Source organism: Clostridium sp. (assembly GCF_051650885.1).
Taxonomy (GTDB): domain Bacteria; phylum Bacillota; class Clostridia; order Clostridiales; family Clostridiaceae; genus Clostridium.
This window is the reverse complement of sequence record NZ_JBOFRG010000359.1, coordinates 40,813-64,388: the sequence shown is the minus strand read 5'-3', so window position 1 is coordinate 64,388 and position 23,576 is coordinate 40,813. Positions and strand designations below refer to the sequence as shown.

At 29.2% G+C, this 23,576-nt stretch carries 22 protein-coding genes and 1 riboswitch; of the genes, 2 read left to right on the top strand and 20 right to left on the bottom strand.

Annotated elements, in window-relative coordinates; all coding sequences use genetic code 11:
- Nucleotides 1-100: 100 nt before the first annotated feature.
- Nucleotides 101-212, bottom strand: a riboswitch (SAM riboswitch).
- Between the two features lie 86 nt (nucleotides 213-298).
- The 13 genes from ACRC28_RS18360 to ACRC28_RS18300 form a co-directional block, all read right to left on the bottom strand.
- On the bottom strand, nucleotides 299-1,249 hold the full coding sequence (locus ACRC28_RS18360; protein ID WP_438544899.1) for an MraY family glycosyltransferase: 951 nt from the start codon (nucleotides 1,247-1,249) through the stop codon (nucleotides 299-301).
- Nucleotides 1,250-1,503: 254 nt separating this feature from the next.
- The gene (locus ACRC28_RS18355; protein ID WP_438544898.1) at nucleotides 1,504-2,145 is read right to left on the bottom strand and encodes a V-type ATP synthase subunit D; all 642 of its coding nucleotides are present in this window, start codon (nucleotides 2,143-2,145) and stop codon (nucleotides 1,504-1,506) included.
- A gap of 3 nt (nucleotides 2,146-2,148) precedes the next feature.
- The gene (locus ACRC28_RS18350; RefSeq protein WP_438544897.1) at nucleotides 2,149-3,528 is read right to left on the bottom strand and encodes a V-type ATP synthase subunit B; all 1,380 of its coding nucleotides are present in this window, start codon (nucleotides 3,526-3,528) and stop codon (nucleotides 2,149-2,151) included.
- A complete protein-coding gene (locus ACRC28_RS18345) occupies nucleotides 3,521-5,299 on the bottom strand; it encodes a V-type ATP synthase subunit A (protein WP_438544896.1) in 1,779 nt (592 codons plus the stop codon). The genes ACRC28_RS18350 and ACRC28_RS18345 overlap by 8 nt, the downstream gene beginning before the upstream one ends.
- A 17-nt stretch (nucleotides 5,300-5,316) precedes the next feature.
- Nucleotides 5,317-5,628 carry a V-type ATP synthase subunit F gene (locus ACRC28_RS18340; protein WP_438544895.1) on the bottom strand — a complete coding sequence of 104 codons (312 nt, stop codon included), beginning with the start codon at nucleotides 5,626-5,628 and terminating at the stop codon, nucleotides 5,317-5,319.
- A complete protein-coding gene (locus tag ACRC28_RS18335; RefSeq protein WP_438544894.1) occupies nucleotides 5,621-6,622 on the bottom strand; it encodes a V-type ATP synthase subunit C in 1,002 nt (333 codons plus the stop codon). Before ACRC28_RS18335 ends, ACRC28_RS18340 begins: the two co-directional genes overlap by 8 nt.
- An 11-nt stretch (nucleotides 6,623-6,633) precedes the next feature.
- The gene (locus ACRC28_RS18330) at nucleotides 6,634-7,218 is read right to left on the bottom strand and encodes a V-type ATP synthase subunit E (RefSeq protein WP_438544893.1); all 585 of its coding nucleotides are present in this window, start codon (nucleotides 7,216-7,218) and stop codon (nucleotides 6,634-6,636) included.
- 16 nt (nucleotides 7,219-7,234) lie between these two features.
- A complete protein-coding gene (locus ACRC28_RS18325) occupies nucleotides 7,235-7,726 on the bottom strand; it encodes a V-type ATP synthase subunit K (protein WP_438544892.1) in 492 nt (163 codons plus the stop codon).
- A gap of 28 nt (nucleotides 7,727-7,754) precedes the next feature.
- Nucleotides 7,755-9,704, bottom strand: coding sequence for a V-type ATP synthase subunit I (locus ACRC28_RS18320; protein WP_438544891.1), 1,950 nt, complete (start codon nucleotides 9,702-9,704; stop codon nucleotides 7,755-7,757).
- A complete protein-coding gene (locus ACRC28_RS18315) occupies nucleotides 9,691-10,017 on the bottom strand; it encodes an ATPase (RefSeq protein ID WP_438544890.1) in 327 nt (108 codons plus the stop codon). The genes ACRC28_RS18320 and ACRC28_RS18315 overlap by 14 nt, the downstream gene beginning before the upstream one ends.
- Nucleotides 10,018-10,200: 183 nt before the next feature.
- Entirely contained in the window at nucleotides 10,201-11,853 is a 1,653-nt protein-coding gene (locus ACRC28_RS18310; RefSeq protein ID WP_438544889.1) for a DUF4080 domain-containing protein, read from the bottom strand.
- Between the two features lie 16 nt (nucleotides 11,854-11,869).
- Nucleotides 11,870-12,346, bottom strand: a complete 477-nt coding sequence (locus ACRC28_RS18305) for a hypothetical protein (protein ID WP_438544888.1) — start codon at nucleotides 12,344-12,346, stop codon at nucleotides 11,870-11,872.
- Between the two features lie 86 nt (nucleotides 12,347-12,432).
- On the bottom strand, nucleotides 12,433-13,728 hold the full coding sequence (locus ACRC28_RS18300; protein ID WP_438544887.1) for a hypothetical protein: 1,296 nt from the start codon (nucleotides 13,726-13,728) through the stop codon (nucleotides 12,433-12,435).
- 162 nt (nucleotides 13,729-13,890) lie between these two features.
- On the opposite strand from ACRC28_RS18300, the gene spoVB reads away from it, so the two are divergent.
- The gene (gene spoVB / locus ACRC28_RS18295; RefSeq protein WP_438544886.1) at nucleotides 13,891-15,387 is read left to right on the top strand and encodes a stage V sporulation protein B; all 1,497 of its coding nucleotides are present in this window, start codon (nucleotides 13,891-13,893) and stop codon (nucleotides 15,385-15,387) included.
- A 29-nt stretch (nucleotides 15,388-15,416) separates the two neighbouring features.
- Here the strand turns inward: spoVB and ACRC28_RS18290 are convergent, their stop codons facing one another.
- From ACRC28_RS18290 to ACRC28_RS18260, 7 genes are all read right to left on the bottom strand, one after another.
- Nucleotides 15,417-17,051, bottom strand: a complete 1,635-nt coding sequence (locus ACRC28_RS18290) for a putative polysaccharide biosynthesis protein (protein WP_438544885.1) — start codon at nucleotides 17,049-17,051, stop codon at nucleotides 15,417-15,419.
- A gap of 15 nt (nucleotides 17,052-17,066) precedes the next feature.
- Entirely contained in the window at nucleotides 17,067-18,038 is a 972-nt protein-coding gene (locus ACRC28_RS18285) for an RluA family pseudouridine synthase (RefSeq protein ID WP_438544884.1), read from the bottom strand.
- 66 nt (nucleotides 18,039-18,104) lie between these two features.
- Entirely contained in the window at nucleotides 18,105-19,289 is a 1,185-nt protein-coding gene (locus tag ACRC28_RS18280) for a M20 metallopeptidase family protein (protein ID WP_438544883.1), read from the bottom strand.
- 126 nt (nucleotides 19,290-19,415) lie between these two features.
- Entirely contained in the window at nucleotides 19,416-21,416 is a 2,001-nt protein-coding gene (locus ACRC28_RS18275) for an ATP-dependent helicase (RefSeq protein WP_438544882.1), read from the bottom strand.
- Between the two features lie 110 nt (nucleotides 21,417-21,526).
- Nucleotides 21,527-21,709 (bottom strand): hypothetical protein, encoded by a 183-nt coding sequence (locus ACRC28_RS18270; RefSeq protein ID WP_438544881.1) that lies wholly within the window; start codon nucleotides 21,707-21,709, stop codon nucleotides 21,527-21,529.
- Between the two features lie 81 nt (nucleotides 21,710-21,790).
- The gene (locus ACRC28_RS18265; protein ID WP_438544880.1) at nucleotides 21,791-22,408 is read right to left on the bottom strand and encodes an EAL and HDOD domain-containing protein; all 618 of its coding nucleotides are present in this window, start codon (nucleotides 22,406-22,408) and stop codon (nucleotides 21,791-21,793) included.
- Between the two features lie 77 nt (nucleotides 22,409-22,485).
- On the bottom strand, nucleotides 22,486-22,815 hold the full coding sequence (locus tag ACRC28_RS18260) for a hypothetical protein (RefSeq protein ID WP_438544879.1): 330 nt from the start codon (nucleotides 22,813-22,815) through the stop codon (nucleotides 22,486-22,488).
- 344 nt (nucleotides 22,816-23,159) lie between these two features.
- On the opposite strand from ACRC28_RS18260, the gene ACRC28_RS18255 reads away from it, so the two are divergent.
- Nucleotides 23,160-23,567 (top strand): Fur family transcriptional regulator, encoded by a 408-nt coding sequence (locus ACRC28_RS18255; protein ID WP_438544878.1) that lies wholly within the window; start codon nucleotides 23,160-23,162, stop codon nucleotides 23,565-23,567.
- Nucleotides 23,568-23,576: the final 9 nt, after the last annotated feature.

Below are 23,576 nucleotides of genomic sequence, written 5' to 3'. Positions count from 1 at the left end.
AAACAATTCTCGTATATTCATTTTTACCCCCTTTTTTTCATAAAAAAAATACCCTAAGGATGTTTTCCCTAAGATATCGCTCTTTTATCTTAAATAAACTTCCTTATCCTCTCTGTTTAAGCACCACATATACTAATATTTCTAAATAAGAAATACTTTATATAGGTTGCTGGGTTTCATAGGGCCAGTCCCTCCACCACTCTTGATAAGTTCTTTTTACTTATTATACTATATAAACCTTTTTTTGTAAAACAATTGCAAAAAAAAATATCTTAGAAGATATTCTACTAAGATATTTTTAAAAATGATTATAAAATAATAATATTATAGATACGATACTACACATTATACTTATTCCAACTATACAACTTACCGTTTGTCTTGGTGTAAAACCTTTAGCTTCTAATCTAAAATGTATTTGACTCCTATCTGCTTCATACACAGCTTTCCCTTCGCTATATCTTTTTATAATTACGAATAAATTGTCAAATATAGGAACCGCTAGTGCTAATATAGGTAATAAAATACTTAAGACCGTAGCTTGTTTGAATGCACCATCTAATGCAATTATACTTAATATAAATCCTAAGAAATTTGCTCCTGAATCTCCCATAAATATTTTTGCGGGATGTACATTAAATATTAAGAATCCTGCAAGTACTCCTGCCATAATTGATGATACACTTGCTGAATCAACTTGCCCAAGTATTATTGCTGCAACAAAAAATGTTATAGTTGATACTAAAGAAATTCCACCTGCAAGTCCATCCATTCCATCTGACCAGTTTATAACCGTGGTTACTCCAAATATCCATGTTATACTTAATATTAATTGAAGAGTATGATTTAAAAGTATATACTCCCCTGTAAAAGGATTTGTAAACCCCGTAAATGCAACTCCTGCTTTATACACAAGATATGCTGCTAATATCTGGATTATAAGTCTTGGTGTAATTTTAAATTCTTTTCCTTTTGATTTATAATAGTCGTCTACAAGACCTATTAATAAAATCATTGTTGACCCTATAAATATATAAATCTTTTTTTCCGTTATCTCACCTGCCAAAAAATATACTAGAAAAAAACCTATATACATAGAAAGTCCACCGCAAAGTGGTGTTATCTTCTTATGCTTTTTTCTTTTAGTTGGTTTATCTGTAAATTTTATTTTATATGATATTTTTATTAGAATAGGCGTAACTATAACAGTTATAGCTAGTGCACATATAAACTCTATTAAATAATCCATAATATTCTCCTTAGCAATTTATGTATTTCCATATAGATTATTAACTACTACCCTCGATTATACTATTATTATCCCATCATATCAATTATTTATCCTGAATATTAATTAACTCTTAATTAATACATTATCTAATTGTATCCAATAATTCTAAATTTCACTCTACTTTTTCAGTTAAAAACAGAATATAATTTCATTAAAAAATGACCTCTACTGCATTGTAAAGGTCACTTTTTCCATTTTACATTTCTATAAAATTATCCTCTTTGCTCAATCATGCTCTTAACCTTCATAAGTCTAGTTAAAGCACTTCTTTCATTTTCATCAAGCTTCATTCTAATATATTTTATAGTTTCTTGTAATTGTGGTATTGTCATGTATTCAAGAGCGTTAACTCTTCTTCTTGTCTTTTCTATTTCATCTGCCATAAGTTGACATGACTTCTCTACTTCTGCTAATTCTAAAAGCTTTGGAACTATTCCATATAACTTAGTTAAGGCATCATCTAGTTCCGATGAAGTATTTGCAAATCCATAAGGGAATATGCTTCCTTCATCACCTTCTAACTGTCTTTTAAAGTTCATAACAGGAACGTTAACACTCATTATATTCTTTTGGCCAACTTCCACTGTTATATGCTCTTTTGGATAAGCAATTGCTTCCTCTAGAAACTCCGAACTCATAACTGCTCTAGCCATAACAAAATCTTTTAAAGACCCTTGAAGTTCTTTTTCAACTTCTGCTCTTATTGTGTTGTTATATTTAACTAGATTGATGAATTGTCTCATTAACTCATCCTGCTTATCCTTTAAAAGTTTGTGCCCTCTAGTTGCTGTAGTTAATCTTTTCTTTAGCTTAGAAAGCTCCATTCTTGTAGGATTAACATTTAATCTTGCCATAGATTACTCTTCCTCTCTTGGCATATATTTCTCTAAATATTCATCTCTGATTCTCTTAAGCTCAGTTTTAGGAAGAAGCTTAAGTAAATCCCATCCTGTTTTTAAAGTTTCTTCTATACTTCTATTTGTAGTAAACCCTTGTGATACATAAGTATTTTCAAAAGCTTCTGCAAATTTAGCGAAGGCTTTATCTGTATCAGATAATGCTGATTCTCCTAAGATAGCTGATAATTCTTTAGCTTGCTTTCCTTGTGCATATGCTGAGAAAAGTTGGTTCATAGTATCTGCATGATCTTCTCTTGTTTTTCCTTTTCCAATACCTTTATCTTTAAGTCTTGAAAGTGAAGGAAGAACATCGATTGGAGGCATTATTCCTTTTTTGTATAATTCTCTTGAAAGAATTATTTGTCCTTCTGTTATATATCCTGTTAAGTCAGGAATTGGATGTGTTTTATCATCCTCTGGCATTGTAAGTATTGGAATTTGAGTGATTGACCCTTCTCTTCCTCTAAGTCTTCCTGCTCTTTCATATAATGTTGAAAGGTCAGTATATAGGTAACCTGGGTATCCTCTTCTTCCTGGAACTTCTTTTCTAGCTGCTGATACTTCTCTTAAAGCCTCTGCATAGTTTGTTATATCAGTTAAGATAACAAGTACGTGCATTCCTTTTTCGTAAGCTAAGAATTCAGCAGTAGTTAATGCCATTCTTGGAGTAGCTATTCTCTCGATAGCTGGGTCTGAAGCTAAGTTCATGAATAGAACTGATCTATCAATAGCTCCAGTCTTTTTAAATTCATCTACGAAGAATTGAGCTTCTTCAAAAGTAATTCCGATTGCACCAAATACAACGGCGAATTTAGAATCTGAATTTAAAACTCTTGCTTGTCTTGCGATTTGAGCTGCAAGTTGAGCATGTGGAAGACCTGCTCCTGAGAATACAGGAAGCTTTTGTCCTCTAACTAATGTATTTAATCCGTCAATTGCAGATATACCAGTTTGGATAAACTCTGATGGGAAATTTCTTGCAACAGGGTTTATAGCCTCTCCATTTATATCAAGTCTTTTTTCTGGAATTATTTTTGGACCATCATCATTAGGTCTTCCCATTCCATCAAAGACTCTTCCAAGCATATCTTCTGAAACACCAAGTTCAAGTGGTCTTCCTAAAAATCTTGCTTTAGTTCCTTTTAAGTTAATTCCTGAAGAACCTTCAAAGATCTGAACCATAGCTTTTGAACCATTAACTTCAAGAACTTTTCCTCTTCTCATTTCTCCATTTTGTAATTCTATTTCAACTAACTCGTCGTATTTAACTCCCTCAACGCCATCTACAGCCATTAATGGTCCTACAACTTCTGTTACTGTTCTATATTCTTTAAGCATCTAGAACCCCTCCTTCGCTGATTAATTTATCCATTTCAGCAGTTAATAAAGTTCCTATTTCATCAATTTGATTTATATTTTCTTCTGAGATATATTTAGATCTTGCAATCTTGTCTCTCATCTCATCCATTTTTAAAACTTTATCTAAGTAAACTCCTGCTTTTAAAGCTCTTTCAGCCTCAGTTTGGAACTGAAGTATTAACTTTAACATTTTGTGTTGTTTATTTAATGATGCATAAGTATCTATTTCATGGAAGGCATTTTGTTGAAGATAATCTTCTCTTAATGATTTAGCTACTTCAAGCTTTAATCTATCACCTTCTGAAAGCGCATCTATCCCAACAAGCCTTACGATTTCTTGTAAGTTTGACTCTTCTTGTAATAATGACATAGCCTTAGTTCTAAGCTCTGACCAGTCTGATCCAACTTCACTGTTCATCCAAGCATCAACGCTGTCTGCATATAATGAGTATGAATTTAACCAGTTTATTGATGGGAAGTGTCTTTGGTAAGCTAAGTTCGCATCTAGTCCCCAGAAAACTTTAACTATTCTTAAAGTTGACTGTGTAACTGGCTCAGATATATCTCCTCCTGGAGGTGATACTGCTCCGATAGCTGTAACTGCTCCTTCTCTTCCATCTTTACCAAGACAAACAACTTTACCAGCTCTTTCATAGTAATCTGCAAGTCTTGAACCTAGGTATGCTGGATATCCTTCATCCCCTGGCATTTCTTCAAGTCTTCCTGACATCTCTCTTAAAGCCTCTGCCCATCTTGATGTTGAGTCAGCCATGATTGATACTGAGTATCCCATGTCTCTAAAATATTCTGCAATAGTTATTCCAGTATAAATTGATGCTTCTCTGGCAGCAACTGGCATGTTTGATGTGTTTGCTATAAGAACTGTTCTCTTCATTAAGCTTTGACCAGTTTTTGGATCTTTTAATTCTGGGAATTCGTTTAGAACGTCTGTCATCTCATTTCCACGCTCTCCACATCCAACGTAAACAACTATTTCAGTGTCTCCCCATTTAGCAACCTGATGTTGAACTACTGTTTTACCAGCTCCGAATGGTCCTGGTACTGCTGCAGCTCCACCTTTAGCAACTGGGAAGAAAGTATCTATAACTCTTTGCCCTGTAACCATTGGCTCTACTGGGTTCATTTTTGTTTTATATGGTCTACCTTTTCTTACAGGCCATTTTTGCATCATTGTAACTTCTTTGTCGCCTTTTTCTGTAGCTATAACACATACAGTTTGCTCAACATTGAATTCACCTTGTTTTATATCTTTTACAGTACCTTTTATTCCAACTGGCACCATTATTCTATGAAGTACAACTGGAGTTTCTTGAACTGTTCCAACAACATCTCCAGCTTCAATTTCGTCTCCTACTTTTACTGTAGGTACAAAATTCCATACTCTACTTCTACTTAATGATTTAACTGATACACCTTTTGTTAAGAATGGTGACTTAGCAGCCTCCATAAATGCATCTAGTGGTCTTTGAATTCCATCAAACATTGATTCTATAAGTCCTGGTCCAAGTTCAACACTTAGTGGCTCTCCTGTAGTTTGAACAGGATCCCCAGGTCCAATTCCTGATGTTTCTTCATAAACCTGTATTGAAGCCTTATCTCCTCTCATTTCGATGATTTCACCGATAAGACCTTTTTCTCCAACTTTACATACGTCATATATATTAGCTTCATCCATACCTTCAGCTACAACTAATGGTCCTGAAACTTTAATTATCTTTCCGATTTTCACCTTACCGACCTACCTTCCTATAAGATATTAACACCAACTGCTTTTTCAACGTTGTCGCTAATTCTTTGCATTCCTATATTTAATGATCCTTGATTACTTGGTATTAATATTACAGCTGGAAGCGTTGCTCTATTATATCTTTCAATAGTTTCTTCAATATTTTGAGCAACTTGCTCAGTTACGAATATTACTGCGTAATCAGTCATTGCAAGTTTATCTATTGTTTTTCTTGCTTCATCATCTTCAACAACTGGAAATACATCTATTCCTAGTGCTTTAAATGCTAAAACTGAATCCTTGTCTCCAACAACACCGATTTTCTTAGACATAAATATCACGCAGCCTTTCTCTTATTACTTCTGATGCAATATTATTTAATTTACCAACCATGATTATTCTAACAACTTTAATTTCTGTTTCTTTTGCATAGATATAAGCAAGTACTGGCTCTGGTCCAAATGGTATAAACTTAGCTTCTTTCATAAGCTTCATAATATAGTTATCAACTAACTTTTCTAAAAGACTTGCTGAGTTTGTTTTTGTAAACTCTTCAATTCCTTCACGAAGCATTTCTGCATAATTCGTATGAGATAGTTTTGTTGCTATATTTTCAACTGTATCTGTAAGAAGTCCTTTTAAAAGGTCTTTATCTATTGAACCGCCTTTTATAATAACTTGTTCAAAGAAATCTTTTCCTTTACCTTGCTTTTTAACTCTTAATAAAGTTTTTAAATTAGTAGAATCTACAAGTACTTTTAAATACTTATCTACAAATTTATCATTTAACTCTTTAGCTATATCATGAAGTTCTATAAACATATATCTGTCTACTATAATATCAATTCTTTGAGGATCTTTATTTACTTCAAAATCTTCATTTGCAGCTATTATAGCTTCCTTCATTCTTACAGGTAAATCTCTTAAACTATTATTTTCTACCATATACTTAAGCTTTGAAAGTTCCATTTTTCCAACAGGAATTAACATATTACTAAAGTCTTTTCTTAGGATTATTCCTTTTAAAAGTACCTTTATATTATGATAATCATACTTTAAGCTCATTATATCTATTAATGATTTTGAAGGTGATGCACTATACATTAGTGCATACACTCTCTTAAGTTCTTCACTTAAAATTTCTTCATAATCTTCTGCTCTTTTAATACCAGTCATTACGCCTGCATATTCTGTTTCTTGCAGAACCTTTAATGCTTCATTTCCTGAAACACCATCAATCATTCTATCAATTTTCGATTTATCAAGGAGTCTTGTTTCTAATACTCTAAGCCTTGGTATAAGCTGAGTAAATTTCATTGAATCCATACTATTCCTCCTTAATTAAATAATATATTTGCTACTTCAAATTCCATTTCATCTCTTAATGATTCTACTAAAGATTCAAATGTATAGTTTATTTCTATTCCATTTTTCTCTAATATGAATCCACCTTTAAATGAACCTTTTTCAGAACTTAATGTAAGATTTAAATTAAATTCTTTATTTAATCCATCGATGAATGCTTTATCAATAACCTTCATTCCAGTTTCATTTAAAATTATATTTTCATCGCCTTCTATTTGTAAGTTCTTTATAGAAGCCTTAACAAAATTTCTAAAATCATTTTCTTTCATTTGGCATAAGCTATCTACGCTCATAGTAAATACTTCGTCAATAACCTTACCTTTTGAAAGCAACTTTTCATTTCTAACCTTTAGTTCTGCACTAGACAAGATTCTTTCTTTTCTAGATACAGCTTCTAAATTTGTTTTTTCTATCATTGAAGTTTTTAGCCTATTTGCTTCTTCAGTTTTTTTAGTTATAACTTTAACTTTTTTTTCTTCTGCTTCAGCTAATATGCTGCTTTTTCTTTCTTCTGCATCCTTAAGGATTTTAGAAGTTAGATTATTAACATTTGACATATCTTCACATCCCTAACTATTTAACGCTGAATACTAATAAGATTGATACAACGAATCCTAATAATGCATAAGTCTCAACCATCGCTGCAAATATGATTCCTTTTGTAGTTTGCTCTGGCTTTTTAGCTAATATTTGAATACCAGCTGCTGCAACTTTACCTTGAGCTATTCCTGAGAATAAACCAGCTATTGCTATTGGTAAACAAGCGAAGAATAAGAATAATCCAGTTTTGAAGTCCATTCCAGCTCCGATTTTTAAGTAAACTAATAATCCAATAACGAATCCGTATAAACCTTGAGTACCTGGTAATAATTGAAGAACTAACGCCTTACCAAACTTTTCTGGTTCTTCTGTCATAAGCCCTGAAGCGGCTTCCCCTACTAGTCCAACTCCTTTAGCTGAACCTATTCCTGATAATCCTACTGCTAAAGCAACTCCTAGTGCAGCAAATATTACTCCCCCGTTTGTCGCAAAAAAACTAATCCATGTTGTAAATGTATTTTCCATTTTTAAATTCCTCCTAATTAATAAAAAACTAAATTTCTTTTTTAATATCTATAAACTTATCTAAAGTCTTAAATGGTTTGAAAGCTCTTCCGCCACCATCATAGAACTTTGAGAAATATTCTACGTATTCAAGTCTACATGTATGAACATAAGCCCCTAATAAAGATAACCCTAAGTTAAATACATGTCCTAAAATAAATACGATTGGTCCAAATATGATTAGCGCTACCCCTGGGAACATTCCTATTATAAGGTTTAATGCTCCTGCAATTGATCCACCAGCTAATCCTAGGGCCATAAGTCTTGTGTAAGAAACTAAGTCTCCTATATACCCTGTTATTCCATATAATTGGTATAAACCTTCTCCTAGTTTTCCACCTTTTGATTTCATGTGTCTTCCTTGTGTAAGAACGATTAATATCATACCTGCAATCATGCACCACATTCCGATAGTTCCTACAGTTTCATGTCCTGTCATTTTTCCAAATCCAAAGACTGCAATTGATACAAGTGTAATTACCCATGATCCTACATCATAGAATGCATCAAGTGGCTTTCCTGCTCTAACTAAAACATATGCTTTTATTCCTAATCCAAAGAATATTTGAATTACCCCAAATACTACTGACATAACTAATATTGTTGTAACATCAGTTTTTGTATTTATTAAAGCTGGTAATGGTATTAAATCTCCAAAGAATGCTCCATATATTGCTCCAAACGCTATTGTTGGGAAGCTTAACCAGAAAAAGAATTTAGCAAATTGTCTTTGCCCCTCTTCTAATTTAAATACTTTAAGAGCTATTATTGAACCTATAAGTACTAATAATCCATACCCAATATCTGCAACCATCATTCCAAAGAATAATAAGAAAAATGGTGCTAAAAGTGGTGTTGGGTCAATATCATTGTATCTTGGTAAACTATACATTTCTGTAATGTTTTCAAATGATTTGTTTAAAGAATTATTCTTAAGTTTTATTGGCACATCTTCAATTTCTTCTTCTTTTACATCTTCATATGTTAAATAATAATTATCTTCTAAAATTTCTTTTGTTATTTTAGAAAGATTTTTATTTTTCTCAACTGGTATCCACCCTTGAATAACTACTGTATTGTTTGTTTTTAAGAAGTTATTCTTAGCAAGTTTTCTTGTATAAATATTGTGATAATATTCATAAGCAAGCTCTAATTTTTGAACTCCTTCATCAAGAGCTGAAAGTTCTTCTTTTATAAAAAACTTTTCTGATTTTATTTTTTCTATTCTATCTAAATTTGTGTGGATTACATTCATAGGTACTTCATTCCTATCTGTTTTAAATCCACTAAATCCAAATCCTCTTAAGACTTCTTCAATCTTTTCTTCTTCTTTTTTATCAACTAGTGCTAAAAAGAAAATGTCTTGATTGTTTTTACTTACTATTTCAAGATAAGAATTTGATAATTCGCTTATTAAAGCTTCTTCATAATTTTTAGATACACTTCCTATAAAGCTTTTTGTTTTAAGTTTATTTAATTCTCCAAATGGAGCATCAAAACTTTCCCAAGGCTTTAAAAGACCTATTTCTGTTTCTAACTTTGTCTTTTCATTATCTAATTCTAATAAAAGATTTTCTTTTTCCTTAGCCTTTTCATAAAGTTCATTCCAATTACTGTCTAAAACTTTACTTTTAAGTTCATCACGGCTTAAGGCTTTTTTTCCTTCTTTCATTTTCTTAAAACCTGATTTTTGAGGTACATATCCTCCTAAGAAGTCAAGAGCAAATTTCACCTTAGATAATTCTTCTTCACAATTACTAAACTCTTCATCAACAGTATCCTTAGAAAGCTGTTTTAACTCTTCATTTTTCTCTAAGTAGTCTTCATTTTGTAAATCTATAAATTCTACTTCTGAAAAATCTTGTAATTTTTCTAATAGAGCATCTTTTTCAGACTCAAAGGTTAGTAAGGTGAATTTATTCATCTTAACTATTGCCATTTGTCTTCACTATCCTCTCAATCACTAATTTTACTGCATCCTCTTTTTTATCATTAGATACATTTAAAATTTCTTTAGCTAAAGCTTCACCTTTAACTAAAATAGGCTCCGCCTCTTTATTTCCTTTTGTAATAGCTTCATTTATAATTTTTTCACATTCATTTTTAGCTTCTTCTATAACTTCGTTATATTTTTCTAAAGCTTCCTTCTCTGCGTTTCCAATTATTTCTTTAGCCTTAACATTTGCATCTTTAATCATTTCTTCTGCTGTGTTTTCAACTTTTTTAACTTCTCTAATTGCCTCTAATGCCAAAATATCACCACCTTTATAAGTAAATAAAAAATATATATAAATTAATGCTTTATATAGTATTAATTACTTTTTAATTATATTATACACTTTTTACGAATAATTTCAATAAAATTATTAATTTTTAAACATTTTTATTAAAATAGGATTTTTTAGCCATTTTTATAATGTAATTATATAACTATATTATAAAATTATAAACTTATTATTATTATCTATTAACATATACGTGTCTTTGTTTATTATTTCTCCATTTTTTAGATATTTTTCTACATCTATTGTGAACTTTTCTATTGTATATTCTCTAAATGAATATTCATCTCTTAATTTTTCTTTTAATTCTCTTTCCTCTTCTTTACTTATGTCACCTCTTAAAAATTCTGGCATTCCACGTTTTTTGTTATGCATAAGATATTCATATCTTATTATTTCATTTAACTTTGATTCAGACTTTAAAACTTCTTTTTCAAAGTCTAAGAATAATTTATAGTATTCATTATTTCCTATACTTCTGTCAAAATAACCTTTTTCATCATAGAATCTACCTAATGCATAGAAGAAATCAAATGGATTATCATATTTTGGATAGAAATATTCTAATATATAATTAAATTTCCCACTATTATAATATTTATCAACCATATGCTCTACTTTTTTAAGTTCTAAAAGACTAAAGTAATCAATATCCTTTGTACTTAAAATTTCATATGGTGGATACTTAGAAAATTTCATTCCCCATTTTTCACTTTCTTCTCTCATTGCTGAACCTTTTAAAAGCTTTAAGAATCCTAATTGAATTTCTTCTGGTCTTATTGAATGTACATCATTAAATGACCTTTTAAAGGACTCAAAATTTTCTCCTGGAAGCCCTGCTATTAAATCTAAGTGTTGTTTTATATTTCTTAATGATAGTAATTCAACAACCTTCTCTTTTATATCACTAAAATTAACAAATCTATTTATGTTGTGAAGAACTTCATCATTTGTAGTTTGAACACCTACTTCAAACTGGAATCTATTTTCTGGAGCATTTCTTAAAAGTTCTATTTCTTCTTTCTTTAATATATCTGCTGAGATTTCAAAATGGAATTGTGTTTCTGTATCGGCTTCTATTAAAAACTTCCATATATCCATTGCAAATTTATGGTTACAGTTAAATGTTCTATCTACAAATTTAACTAATTTCACCTTTTTATCAATAAAATATTGAAGCTCTTTTAATACTCTATCTATATTTTGAAATCTTACTCCATGTACTGTTGATGAAAGACAATATTTACAGTTAAACGGGCATCCTCTTGAAGCTTCATAATAGACTATTTTATTGTCTAAGTTTTCATCCACTTTATATGGGAATACAACCTCTTCTAATGACATTAATGGTCTGCTACCATTAAATTTAACTTCCCCATTTTCTTTATATACAAGTCCTCTTATATCCTTTATATCAGTTTTACCTAACTTATATTCTATAAACTCTCTTAAGATTTTTTCACCTTCACCAACTATTACATAATCTCCTACATGCTCTTTTAAAAAGACTATGCTATCATAAGATACTTCTGGACCTCCAAATAAAACATCTATATTAGAATCTACTCTTTTTATTAAATCTGCAATTCTTGAAACCATTTCAACATTCCAAATATATGTTGAAAAAGCTACAACATTTGGTCTTTCCTTAATAATCTCTTCTAATATTTTTTCTTCTCTATCATTTATAGAAAACTCTCGTATTTTTCCCTCATAATCCATATCTTCTGTAAAGGCCTTTAAATATCTAACTGCCAAGTTACTGTGTACAAATTTTGAGTTAATTGCTGTAAATAATATTTTCATTTAAAAATTCCTCTCTTTAGTTAATTTTTCTAGCTTTTATATAAAAAATATCCTCCCAAACTTTAGTTTCTTCTATTATACAATTTTTTTCAAGAATTTTTTCTATTTCTTCTACATTTAAACAAGAAAATATATTATTGGTTTTTATTTTTATATTTTTAAACCTTTCATTAGGACATAAAACCTTTAATTCTACATCAACAGTTTCCCCAAAACTTTTATTTAAATCCCATATATATATTTCTCCATCTCGTTTTATATAATTCGTTATTTTTTCAATTACTTCTTCTTTTTTTCCTCTTCCTAGCATTTTATTTAAATTAAAAAATAAAATCCCTGTATCATAATTATCTTCAGCAGTTAAAGCCACTTCACTTTTAGCATCTACCTCTTCACCTTTAAAATCTAATAAAGAAAATTCATCTATTGAAAAATCTAATACATCTCCTTTTAATTTTAAATTACTTAAATTTAATAAAATTGTTTTTCTCATAATATCACCTCTTTTCAATTTTACCATTATTTGGAATAATAAAGAATAAGAACAGTTTATTTTTTATTTAAACTGCTCTTATTTCTCTACTTATTATTCTTATTCATCATTTTCTTTACAAATATAAATAAAACTACTAGCCCTATTCCTGCAACTATTATCATTATGCTTTTAGGCACATTCAATATAAAGTTTCCTTTTTCTCTTGTTAATCTATATATGAATCCTGATTCTCCATCTAATAAAAGACATTCCGTTTCCTGCATCAATATATCTGTTATACTGCTCTTTGAATCTAACTTTAAAAATTCTTTTACTATTTTTTTACCATCTAATGTATATACCTTTTTATCTATATCATCAAAAAATATAACTGTATCTTCTTCTAATAAAACTCCACCTTTGTCTACTGCAAAGGCTTTTATTCCTTTTAGATTTTTATGCTCATAATATGGTCCTTTCACTACTTCTTCTAAAGGATTTTTTATAACTTTATTTATCTTTTCTCCGTCTTTAGAAAATTTAGGAGAACTTATCTTATCTCCCCCACTATAATCAGGCCAACCATACCATGTTCCTTCGCTTATTTTGTATATATGGTCTGTATCTCTTAATACCCCTCTTGTCCCTTCTGCTTCTAGGCCTTCAATAGCTCCTACTATTTCTCCCTTGCTATTTATATCCCATCCTAATATATTCTTTATTCCACTTGAATATATCACTGGTTCTGTGCCATCTAATTTCACTTCATAAATTGCACCATTTCCTAGGTTTTCTCCCTTTAACTTTTCGTCCTTTTTACTTTGCTCTCCATACTTCTTAAAAGGTCCTGTTTTCCCTTCTCCATAATTTTCACCTGTTAACTCTATATCTATAGGTGTTTTATCCCATAATTCCTTTGTAAATGAATCTCCCTTTTCAGCAATACCTGTGTTAGTAAATGTCCCTATTGATAATAGTATTTTTTCATCTTTTACAATTAACTTTCTTTTTATTCTATCTCCACCATAAGGTATATCTTTAAGAATTCTCTCTATCCCACCATTTTCTATATTTATCTTTAATAAATCCCCTTTAGATATAACCAATAAGCTTTTGTCATAGTAGATAGCATCCTCTATCTCTAAATTTGTGTTTGTATATATTTTCTCTGTTTGATTATCATTATTTATTTTTACAATTTCATTAGTGTAGCATACAAAATAATTTCCTTCTCCATCACCTTCTATTTGAATTGCATTTTCAAATCCTTTTAAAAATATATCACTTTTTACATCCTTTTCTTTTACTTGAATACCATAGCCACTTGTATAAACATAAATTCCTAAAGCTAAGACTACAATAAGAACACTTGCTATAGAATATTTTATAAACTTCTTCATCGCTTCTCTCCTTAAACTTTCTCTTTAATTTATATTTATGAAACTATATTAAATATTCCTAATTTTACTTAATTCTAATTAATTAACTAAACTTTTTATTTTACAGTATAATTCTTATTTTTTTGAATATTATTTAAAGTAGTTTCAAAAGGAGTGATTAATTTGAAAAAAGATAATTTTTTTAGAAATTCTCTTTTGCTCACAACATCTAATATAGCTACTGGTATTTTAGGATTTATTTTTTCAATTTACCTTTCTAAAGTTTTAGGAGCTGAAGGAATGGGACTTTATAATCTTGTAATGCCGGTTTATCACCTTTTCATTTGTCTTATGACATCTGGAATTGTTGCTGCTATATCTAAGGTGTCTGCTGTTTATCATAATTCAAATGAGCATGAGAATTTAAGTAAGACTATAAAAACTGTTTCTGTTTTTAATATTGTTTGGGCTATTTCCATAGGACTTTTTGTATTCTTTTTTGCCCCTATAATAGCTAAATTCGGAATACATGATATTAGAACTATTAATGCTATTCGTGTTGCTTGTCCTGCTATGATTTTTATATCTCTTTCTAATATTTTAAAGGGATATTTTCTAGGCACATCAAGGATAAAGATTCCTGCATTAATAGATATTTTTGAAAAAGCAATGAGACTTATAACTATATTTTTACTTTTATATACTTTCAAAACAGATAATTTAACTTTATTAGTTACTCTTGCTTATATCTCTTTAGCTATTGGTGAATTACAAAGTTTATTATTTTTATTTTTCTATTATAAAAAATGTACTCACGATTTACCACATAGACAAAATGTCCAAACTGAAGGAAGGCTTCAACTTTTATTTAATGTACTTATAATAACTTTTCCTTTATGTATAAATGGATTTTTAAATGGAATTTTTTCTACTATTTCTACATGGATAGTTCCACAACGGCTTCTTTCAGCTGGCTTTAATTACAGTGAAGCCTTATCAATGATTGGACGGTACACTGGAATGGCAATGACCCTTATAGGAATTCCTTTAATCGTTGTTGGTACATTAAACTCACTACTCATTCCAGACCTTTCTCAGACCTTAAGTCAAGGACGGCATTACGATGCTGTTTATAGGATAAAAAAAGTTTTAAAACTAACCTTTTTATTAGGACTAGCTACCACAGTTATATGTACCTTAGTTCCTAATAGCCTAGGTGAAATTTTTTATGGTAGAGATGATTTAGGTAATTATATAAAAATGGCATCTCTTTCAGCTCCATTATTCTTTTGTTCTACAACTATGTTTGGAATATTAAATGGACTTGGAAAACAAAATGCTATTGTTAGAAATTCACTTATTGTAGCCTCTATGGAGCTTATATCATTGTTCGTATTTACATCTATTCCTGAAATTAATATTTATGGGTTTAGTATTACATTATTTATTAGCTCTATTCTTTGCTTAACTTTAAATATGTTTGAAATAAATAAATGCCTTAAAGTATCAATATCACCTGTCGATGTTATTATTTTTACTTTACTGGCAATTTTAACTTATTTAATTTTCAACCTTTTTATAAGATATTTTCTTTTACCTTTAACAACTATTAAAACATTGTTTTTAGTTTTATGTGTTTTCATAGTTTTTCTCTTATTATCTAAATTTGGTTCAGATTAAAAAAGGAAGTGCATAATACACTTCCTTTTTTATCTTATCATATTTCTTATTTTTCTTGGAACCATTCTATATAACCTTGGTGACATTGATTCTATATCCGCTCTTCTAATTCCACCTATAAGAATCATTATTCCACCATATACAGCTGCTCCTATTAAAACTAATATTAATGTATATATTATAGTAACTACCCATGATAATATGTCACCTTGCATAGCCTTTATTATTTTAGCTAATGGCATCTTAGCAAAAAATAATACTACTCCCATACCAATAGATGCTATTAAAGGTTTAATACATGGTCTTATTACTGGAATTCTATATTTTACTGTTTTTCTTAATATTCTATAACATATAAAGCTAGGTACTGCAAAATAGAAGAAATTCCCTATTAACACTCCCATTATATTTATTTCCTTAATTCCTACAAATATATAATTTCCAAGTACTTTGCATATTACTCCAATTGTAAAAGCAATTATTAAAGGTCTAAATTTGCTCATCCCTTGAAGTATTGATGACTGAACTTGTGCAAGTGCCATAAATATAAGTATAAATGACCCTGCTGCCATAAGATATGAGCCACCTGCATTGTGTCTAAATAAAATCATATAGATTTCACTGCTTAGTATACTCATCCCTACCGCTGCTGGTATAGTTATCATAAAGGTCAATCTAAATCCAAAGTTTACCTGTCTTATTATTCCTTTTCTATTTTTCACAGCATAATTTTTAGCTACACTTGGTAATATTATTGTTGTTAGTGCAGTTATTATTATTAGTGGAATTCCTAAAAGTGTTCTATACTGTCCAAAAACTCCATATAATGTATTTGCTTGCATAACTGTATAATGTGCACCATCAACTAATCTATTGTTAACATTAAACATATCAACCATTCCACCAAAGTTTTGAATTCCTGCAATTAATGTTATTGGAAGGGCATATTGAAATACCTTTCTTTTTATCATATGAACTGTTATTCTTTTTTCATCTTTGTTCTGAATTGTATGTTTTTGCTTTTTCTTACTATACATATTCATAAGATAAATTACAGCAATTAACGCTCCTACAGAAGTTCCTATAGTTCCTCCTGCTGCTCCAAGAGCTAGCTTTAATCCATCACTTGAAAAATGCATAAATAGATATGCAAATAGAAGACTTATAATAACATTTAAAATTTGCTCTACCACTTGTGATATTGCAATTCCATGCATAAGTTCTCTTCCTTGGAAGTATCCTCTATATGCAGCTAAAACTGATGTTAAAAATACACTTGGTGCTAAAAACATAATTGAAAACACTGCTGCTTCATTGTTACTATATTTAGCTATTGGATACGCAAGTACAAATACTAGTACTCCTCCAATTGCTCCAAATAGCCCAAATGTTTTTCTTGATATTTTAAGTACCTTCTCACTATCTTTCTCATATCCCATTGCTCTAAGCTCTGAAACTACTTTTGCAACTGCCGGTTGACATCCCATCGTAGTAACAGCATATACAAACATGAATACATCATACCCTTTTTGATATATACCAAGTCCTGCAACTCCAATAATATTAGTTAGCAAAGGTACATAAAAAGCTGATAATATCTTTGATACAATTCCTGCAATAGACAGTATCATAAACCCTTTGGTAACAGATGATTGTTCCTTCATTTCTATACTCCTAAATTAAAGTCTAAATTTAAATACATCCTTCTTAATCTTTTTAAAGATAGGTGGTAATGTTTCTACTATTGTTTTATCTGTTAAGTATTCCATTTTTCCATCAATCTTTTTGAAGTTTAATTTATAGGCATATAAGAATTGGAATTCTAATCCAAATTTACTTCTGAAGAATGAGTTCGTCTTTCTATCTCCGTACTTTTCATCACCAATTATAGGACACCCTAAATGTGCAAGATGTGCTCTTATTTGATGGCTTCTTCCTGTTATTAAATCTATCTCTAAGAAGGAGAATGCTCCATTTGTTTGGATAGTCTTAACTTCCATAGATATTTCTTTTGAATCTGGTACTTTTTTATCAAATATTCTTGATATATTAGCATCTTCATTTTTATGAATATACCCTTTGTAAAGCCCATCTTTTATTTTCCCTTTTACTATAGTGTTATAGTATTTTTTTACTTTACCTTCTCTTATTATTTCGTTTAATTCTTTTAAACCTTCAAAGCTTTTCCCAAACACAACCATTCCAGATGTATTTCTATCTAATCTGTTACATGGTGCTGGTGTAAATGTTATTTCTTTCTCTGGTAAATATGCACCTTTTTCATTCAAATATGAAAGTACATAATCAGTAAGTGTTGGTATTTTTTTATTGCTATCAGGATGAACTAATACTCCTGGCCATTTTTCTACTACTAACATATTTTCATCTTCATAAGATATTTTCATTCTCTTTGCATCTACTTTTATGAAGTTTTCTTTTACTTCTGTTGCTTTTTTACTTTGAATATATCTTACTTCTACTATATCCCCAAGTTCTAATGGATATTTTTCTTTTTGTTTTTTACCATTTACTCTAATATCACCTTTTCTAAGGGCTTTAAATATTGCACTTAATGGTACATCCTTTAATAATTTTCTTAAGAATTTATCTAATCTTTGACCTGCTTCATTAGCACCAATTTCAATTCTCACTCTTTAAATCACTCCTATTTTTACTTCATTAGTAAACTTTGCTTATCTTATTAGATTAATAAAGATTTACGCTCTTGTCAAATAATTAAATGCTGCTGCACTTTGTATACTAACTCCAATAGGTAATGCTTCTTCATCAATATCAAACATTCCACTATGTGCTGGTCTAAAACTATCTCTTTTTTCACTACCTGTTCCTAGGAAATAAAATGCTGAATCTCTTTCCATTGCAAAGTATGCAAAGCTTTCAACTCCCATACTTGGATTAGGTTGTTCTAATACATTTTCTTTTCCTAAAAGTTCACTAGCTGTATTTCTTATTAATTCTACACATGAATCTTCATTTATTAAACAAGGATAACTTTCTTCTATTAATACTTCTGCTTCTCCTCTTCCTGTTACAGCTATTCCTTTAGAAACTTCTACAACTCTCTTAGTTACGTACTCTCTGTCTTCTGGAGTTGTTGTTCTTATTATTCCTTCAATTTGTGCTTCTTCTGGAATAATATTTTGTGCTGTTCCTGCATGAAAGCTTCCAACAGTTATAACACATGGATTAAGTGGTGAAACTTCTCTGCTTACAATAGTTTGAAGAGTTCCTACTATATTTGCTCCTATAACTATTGGGTCTACAGTTGTATTTGGTCTTGCTCCATGTCCCCCATGTCCTTTTACAGTTATCTTATATGGATTAGAAGCTGCATTTACCATACCATTTTTTATCATTATCTTCCCAACTTCTAATTTTTCTTCAACATGAAGACCAATAACTTTATCTACTCTTGGATTTTCTAAAACACCATCTTCAATCATATGTGGTGCTCCTCCTGTTGTTTCTTCAGCAGGCTCAAATATAAGCTTAACTATTCCACCAAACTTATCTTTGTTTTTATTTAATACTCTTGCTACTCCTAAAAGTATTGTTGCATGTGCATCATGTCCACAAGCATGCATCTTTCCTTTTTCTTTAGATGAGTATTCACATACCTTTCTATCTTGTATTGGAAGGGCATCCATATCGGCTCTAACCCCTATCACTTTTCCATTGTCAGAAAGTTCACCTTTTATAATTCCGCAAAGACCACTTTTGCCAACTTCTTTATATTCTATATTTTCTTTTTCTAAAAATTCTTTTATTTTTCCTATAGTTCTATAAACTTCAAATCCAAGCTCTGGATGCATATGAAAATCTCTTCTTATTTCTATTAATTCTTCTTTAAACTCATTTGCTTCTTTAAAAAAATCTATCATTATTTCTATCTCCTTTTATTCAAACAAGACTTATATTCAATTGAACATAAGTCTCTTTAAATTATATATTATATTTAAAAACCCTTCAACTTACCTTTATTATAGAAAAATCGAAGTTATTCCTTTTTATTCTAGACACAAAAGATTTTTTTCTAACAAGATACTTAGCTTAAAGGTTTTTTCACCACTATCCATTAGAAGTATCTTTATTCTATCTCCATTAAGCTCTCTAATAATCCCTCTTTCCCCTCTTCCTTTATGAATTACTTTTGCTCCTACTACATATCCCTTATTTTCTAACTCCTTTAGCTTGAATCCTGTTTCTTTTAAGAATCTCGATTCTTCTCTTGCTCTTCCACCTTTCATTCTAGGTGCAAAAATATATAAATTATCAATAGCCCTTGTCATTCCAACGTAAAATATTCTTCTTTCTTCCTCTATACCTTCTTCTTTTGCGGAAGCATGTGGCATAATCTCTTCAACACAATTTACTAGAAAGACATTTTTAAATTCCATTCCCTTTACTCTATGTATGGTACTTAAAATTACTCTGTCTTCATCATCTTTATTTTTAGAGCTTTTAATTTCTTCTTTTACTTCATCAATATGATTAAAGAAATCTAAGATATTATTAAAGTCACTTGCTAAAATTTTAAACTCCTCAAGTATCTCTTCTAAGTCAGACATATTTTGACTAAACTTTTCACTGTATTCACTTAAGTAATCTATATAATTTAAATCACTTATTATAAATTGCAAAGCACTTCCTAATGATATTTTAGATAAATAATTTATATCTTTTTTTAAGTCATCAAGCTTATTCTTTTGAAAGCTATGTATATCATCCTTATTAATCAGTGCATCAAAAGGACTAAGTTCTCCTTTATATCCTTTTATATATTCTACATTTGCTTTACTTACATATCTAAAAGGTCTATTTATAATTCTTAAAAATTCAGCCTTGCTATAAGGATTCAATGCAAACTTTAGATATGCAATAATATCTTTACATATAAAATGGTCATAAAAATTATATTCTCTATCTAAAATATTAAATGGAATTCTGCTTCTAGTAAGGGCATCTATAAAGCTCATGCTTTCAGCATTTGTTCTATAAAGAATTATATTTTCATCAAATCTGTAATCTTTATTCCATACATTTTCCTTTATCTTTTTTATTACCATTTCACTTTGTTCTTTTTCATCTAAAGGCATTGCACATTCTATCTGTCCATTGGTTTCTTTAAAGCTTTTTATTTCTTTTTTATTTCTTTGTTTATTTTCATTAATTACTTTTTTTGAACCATCTATTATATTTTTAGAACTTCTATAATTTATCTCTAAAAAGTATTTTTTTCCTTTGTCAAATATCTTATTAAAAGTTACCATATATTCTGGCTTAGAACCTCTAAAGGAATAGATACACTGATCCTCATCTCCCACACAAAAAAGATTACTTCTTTCATTCATTAAACTTAAAAATTCTACTTGTAAGTTATCACAATCTTGAAATTCATCAACAAGAATATGTTTAAATAATCCCTTATAGCCTTCTCTTAAATACTCATTGTTTTCTAAAAGTTCTAATGCTTTTATTGCTAAGTCATCAAAATCTAACAATCTATTTTCATCCTTAAATTCTTCATAGACTTTATAGGATTCTTCAAATATCTTTTTTGTTATAGTTGGTGTAAAATCTGAGAGTCTACATCTACTTGTTTTAAATAACGATATATTATTTCTAACTTCTTTAACTTTATCATCATTTACTTCATCTACATATTTTTTTAAAACACCTTGAATTATTCTATTTCCTTTAAAATCATCTATTATATCAATTTTTATTCCTTCTCTTGAAAGGATTTTATAAAACAATCCATGAAATGTTCCAAAAAATGGTGAATTCATCCTATTAAATTTATTTTTATATCTTTCCTTCATATTTAAAGCTGCTGCTTTAGTAAAAGTTATTACTATTATATTTTTATTTTCTATATTCAACTCATTAACTAAATAATTTATTCTATTTATTATAACTGTTGTTTTTCCTGAACCTGGTGCTGCTACTACTAGTACATTTTTTTCTTTAGCATATACTGCTTTGTTTTGATTTATATCTAAATTCAAATTATCACCTTCCTACTTCTTTGAATTATGTCCATCTTTCAATTTTACATACTAACAGAAAAAAAGTGAAGCATCTTTTGCCTCACTTTTAATTCTTATATTAAATTTTTTTATTCCATGTCTAATGCTACTTCATCCATTATATCTATATCCATTGTTTTTTCTAAGTTAGCATCATCTAAATACTCTAAAAAAATACATTCTTCATCATTATTAAACCCTTTATTCATAATGCACTCATTAAAGCATTCTTTATCCATCTCATCATGTGACCAAAAAGGACATTTTTTCATAATTCTCCCCACCTTGTAAACGAAAACAGTTATTTTGTACCATTATATAACATTTTTTTCAAAAAATAAAGTTTTTTCTTTTTATTTCATAATATATTCTTTTATTTCTTTATCTACAATTATTGGTTTACTAAAATAAAACCCTTGATAATACTCATATTTTTCTTTTAAGGCCTCTTCATATTCTTCTCTATTTTCGATTTTTTCTGCTAAAAATTTTGCATTATAGTCTACACTTCTTATATAGTTTAAAATTTCTAAACGTTCCTCTTTGGTTGTTAATGTAAAATCTATTTTATATATGTCTATATAACTTAAAAACTTTTTATAATTCATACTTTTACTTACATCATCTAGTGCAATTACATACCCTAAATCTTTTAATTCACAAATTTTTTTAATAATCTCACTTGTAGGCACTACATTTTCTAATATCTCAAGAACTATATTTTCTTTTGGTAAGTCTTTAAACATCTCACTTAATATAGCTTTCTCCGGAAAGTTAATAAATGCCCTCTTATTCTTAACAATTTCCTTGATTCCCAAATTAGATATTGTATTTATTATTTTATATGTAGCTTCATTTTCCTCAATACTCTTATCAAATTCATTTTTATATGAATTTCTATGCAATAATTCGTATGCAACTATTTCTTTATCTGAATTATATATCGCTTGTTTTGCAAAGAAAACATTCATCCTAGCTCCCCCTAAATACCCCAATTAAAATTAATACCGTATGTTAAATTATAACACACGGCATACATTTTTGTAAATTATTTGAAAAATCCAGTATTTTTACCAACTGAAAGATCTATTATTTCATTTTGGAATGCTTTTAGTAATGCTTTTTCTAAAACTCTTTCTTGATCAAAGTTTTCTATATCCTTACATTCAGCAAAAACTTTATTTAATTCACCCTTTATGTTTCTGTAAGTTAATGTTACATTTGGTTTAGCATATTCAACACTTACAATTTTTATCCCCCAAGAGATTTGTGCAAAATCATCTTCTACTTCTAATTTTGTAAGCTCTTTCAATCTTTCTTTTTCCTTTGTAGGATCATTTATAATAATTAATTTATCTCCAACTTTGTACTTAGCCATATTCTTTTCCTCCTAATTTATCTATATCATTGTTTTAATTTTATCACCTTAAAATTCCATTTTCAACTTTCATTATCCATTATTTAGTTTTTTCATTATTTTTTAACATTTATAAAAAAAATAGAACAGTTTCCTGTTCTAAAAAATAAATAAATTAAAAATAAATAAACATGGAATTTGTTATTTTTTTAACAACTTTGTCTTTATTTTAACATACATATATTCTTTTTTCAACTTTTATTTTTTTGTTTATTTTTACTAATAATCTTTATTAATAAATAATTGTTGATTTTTTTTAGGTTAGGTTATATAATTATGTCATACTAGATAAGGAGTACAGAATTATGGAGAATATATCATCTATATTTAAGGAAAAAAAATTAAAGCTTACTCCACAGAGACTTGCCGTATATAAGTATTTAATGAGCACATGCGAGCATCCATCTGCTGAGGTAATCTACAAAGCAATTCAACCTGAATATCCTACTATGAGTTTAGCAACAGTGTATAAGGCTTTAAAAACTCTAGTGGAAGTTGGATTAGTTAAAGAAATTAATGTTGGTGAAGGAAATTTCAGATATGACGGTAAATGTGAAACTCACCCTCACATTCAATGTATAAAATGTGGTAGAGTTGATGATTTAGCTAACGATATTTTTAAAGATATTAATAACGATGCAAATAAAGTTTCAGATTATGAAGTTCTTTCAAATCAACTTTACTTTTACGGAATATGTAAAGATTGCAAATAAAACAACGCA

Coding starts and splice junctions, on each gene's coding strand:
- ACRC28_RS18360 (WP_438544899.1), bottom strand. CDS start 1,249: ATGGATTATTTAATAGAGTTTATATGTGCACTAGCTATAACTGTTATA.
- ACRC28_RS18355 (WP_438544898.1), bottom strand. CDS start 2,145: ATGGCAAGATTAAATGTTAATCCTACAAGAATGGAGCTTTCTAAGCTA.
- ACRC28_RS18350 (WP_438544897.1), bottom strand. CDS start 3,528: ATGCTTAAAGAATATAGAACAGTAACAGAAGTTGTAGGACCATTAATG.
- ACRC28_RS18340 (WP_438544895.1), bottom strand. CDS start 5,628: ATGTCTAAGAAAATCGGTGTTGTTGGAGACAAGGATTCAGTTTTAGCA.
- ACRC28_RS18335 (WP_438544894.1), bottom strand. CDS start 6,622: ATGGATTCAATGAAATTTACTCAGCTTATACCAAGGCTTAGAGTATTA.
- ACRC28_RS18330 (WP_438544893.1), bottom strand. CDS start 7,218: ATGTCAAATGTTAATAATCTAACTTCTAAAATCCTTAAGGATGCAGAA.
- ACRC28_RS18325 (WP_438544892.1), bottom strand. CDS start 7,726: ATGGAAAATACATTTACAACATGGATTAGTTTTTTTGCGACAAACGGG.
- ACRC28_RS18320 (WP_438544891.1), bottom strand. CDS start 9,704: ATGGCAATAGTTAAGATGAATAAATTCACCTTACTAACCTTTGAGTCT.
- ACRC28_RS18310 (WP_438544889.1), bottom strand. CDS start 11,853: ATGAAAATATTATTTACAGCAATTAACTCAAAATTTGTACACAGTAAC.
- ACRC28_RS18305 (WP_438544888.1), bottom strand. CDS start 12,346: ATGAGAAAAACAATTTTATTAAATTTAAGTAATTTAAAATTAAAAGGA.
- ACRC28_RS18300 (WP_438544887.1), bottom strand. CDS start 13,728: ATGAAGAAGTTTATAAAATATTCTATAGCAAGTGTTCTTATTGTAGTC.
- ACRC28_RS18290 (WP_438544885.1), bottom strand. CDS start 17,051: ATGAAGGAACAATCATCTGTTACCAAAGGGTTTATGATACTGTCTATT.
- ACRC28_RS18280 (WP_438544883.1), bottom strand. CDS start 19,289: ATGATAGATTTTTTTAAAGAAGCAAATGAGTTTAAAGAAGAATTAATA.
- ACRC28_RS18270 (WP_438544881.1), bottom strand. CDS start 21,709: ATGAAAAAATGTCCTTTTTGGTCACATGATGAGATGGATAAAGAATGC.
- ACRC28_RS18265 (WP_438544880.1), bottom strand. CDS start 22,408: ATGAATGTTTTCTTTGCAAAACAAGCGATATATAATTCAGATAAAGAA.
- ACRC28_RS18260 (WP_438544879.1), bottom strand. CDS start 22,815: ATGGCTAAGTACAAAGTTGGAGATAAATTAATTATTATAAATGATCCT.
- ACRC28_RS18255 (WP_438544878.1), top strand. CDS start 23,160: ATGGAGAATATATCATCTATATTTAAGGAAAAAAAATTAAAGCTTACT.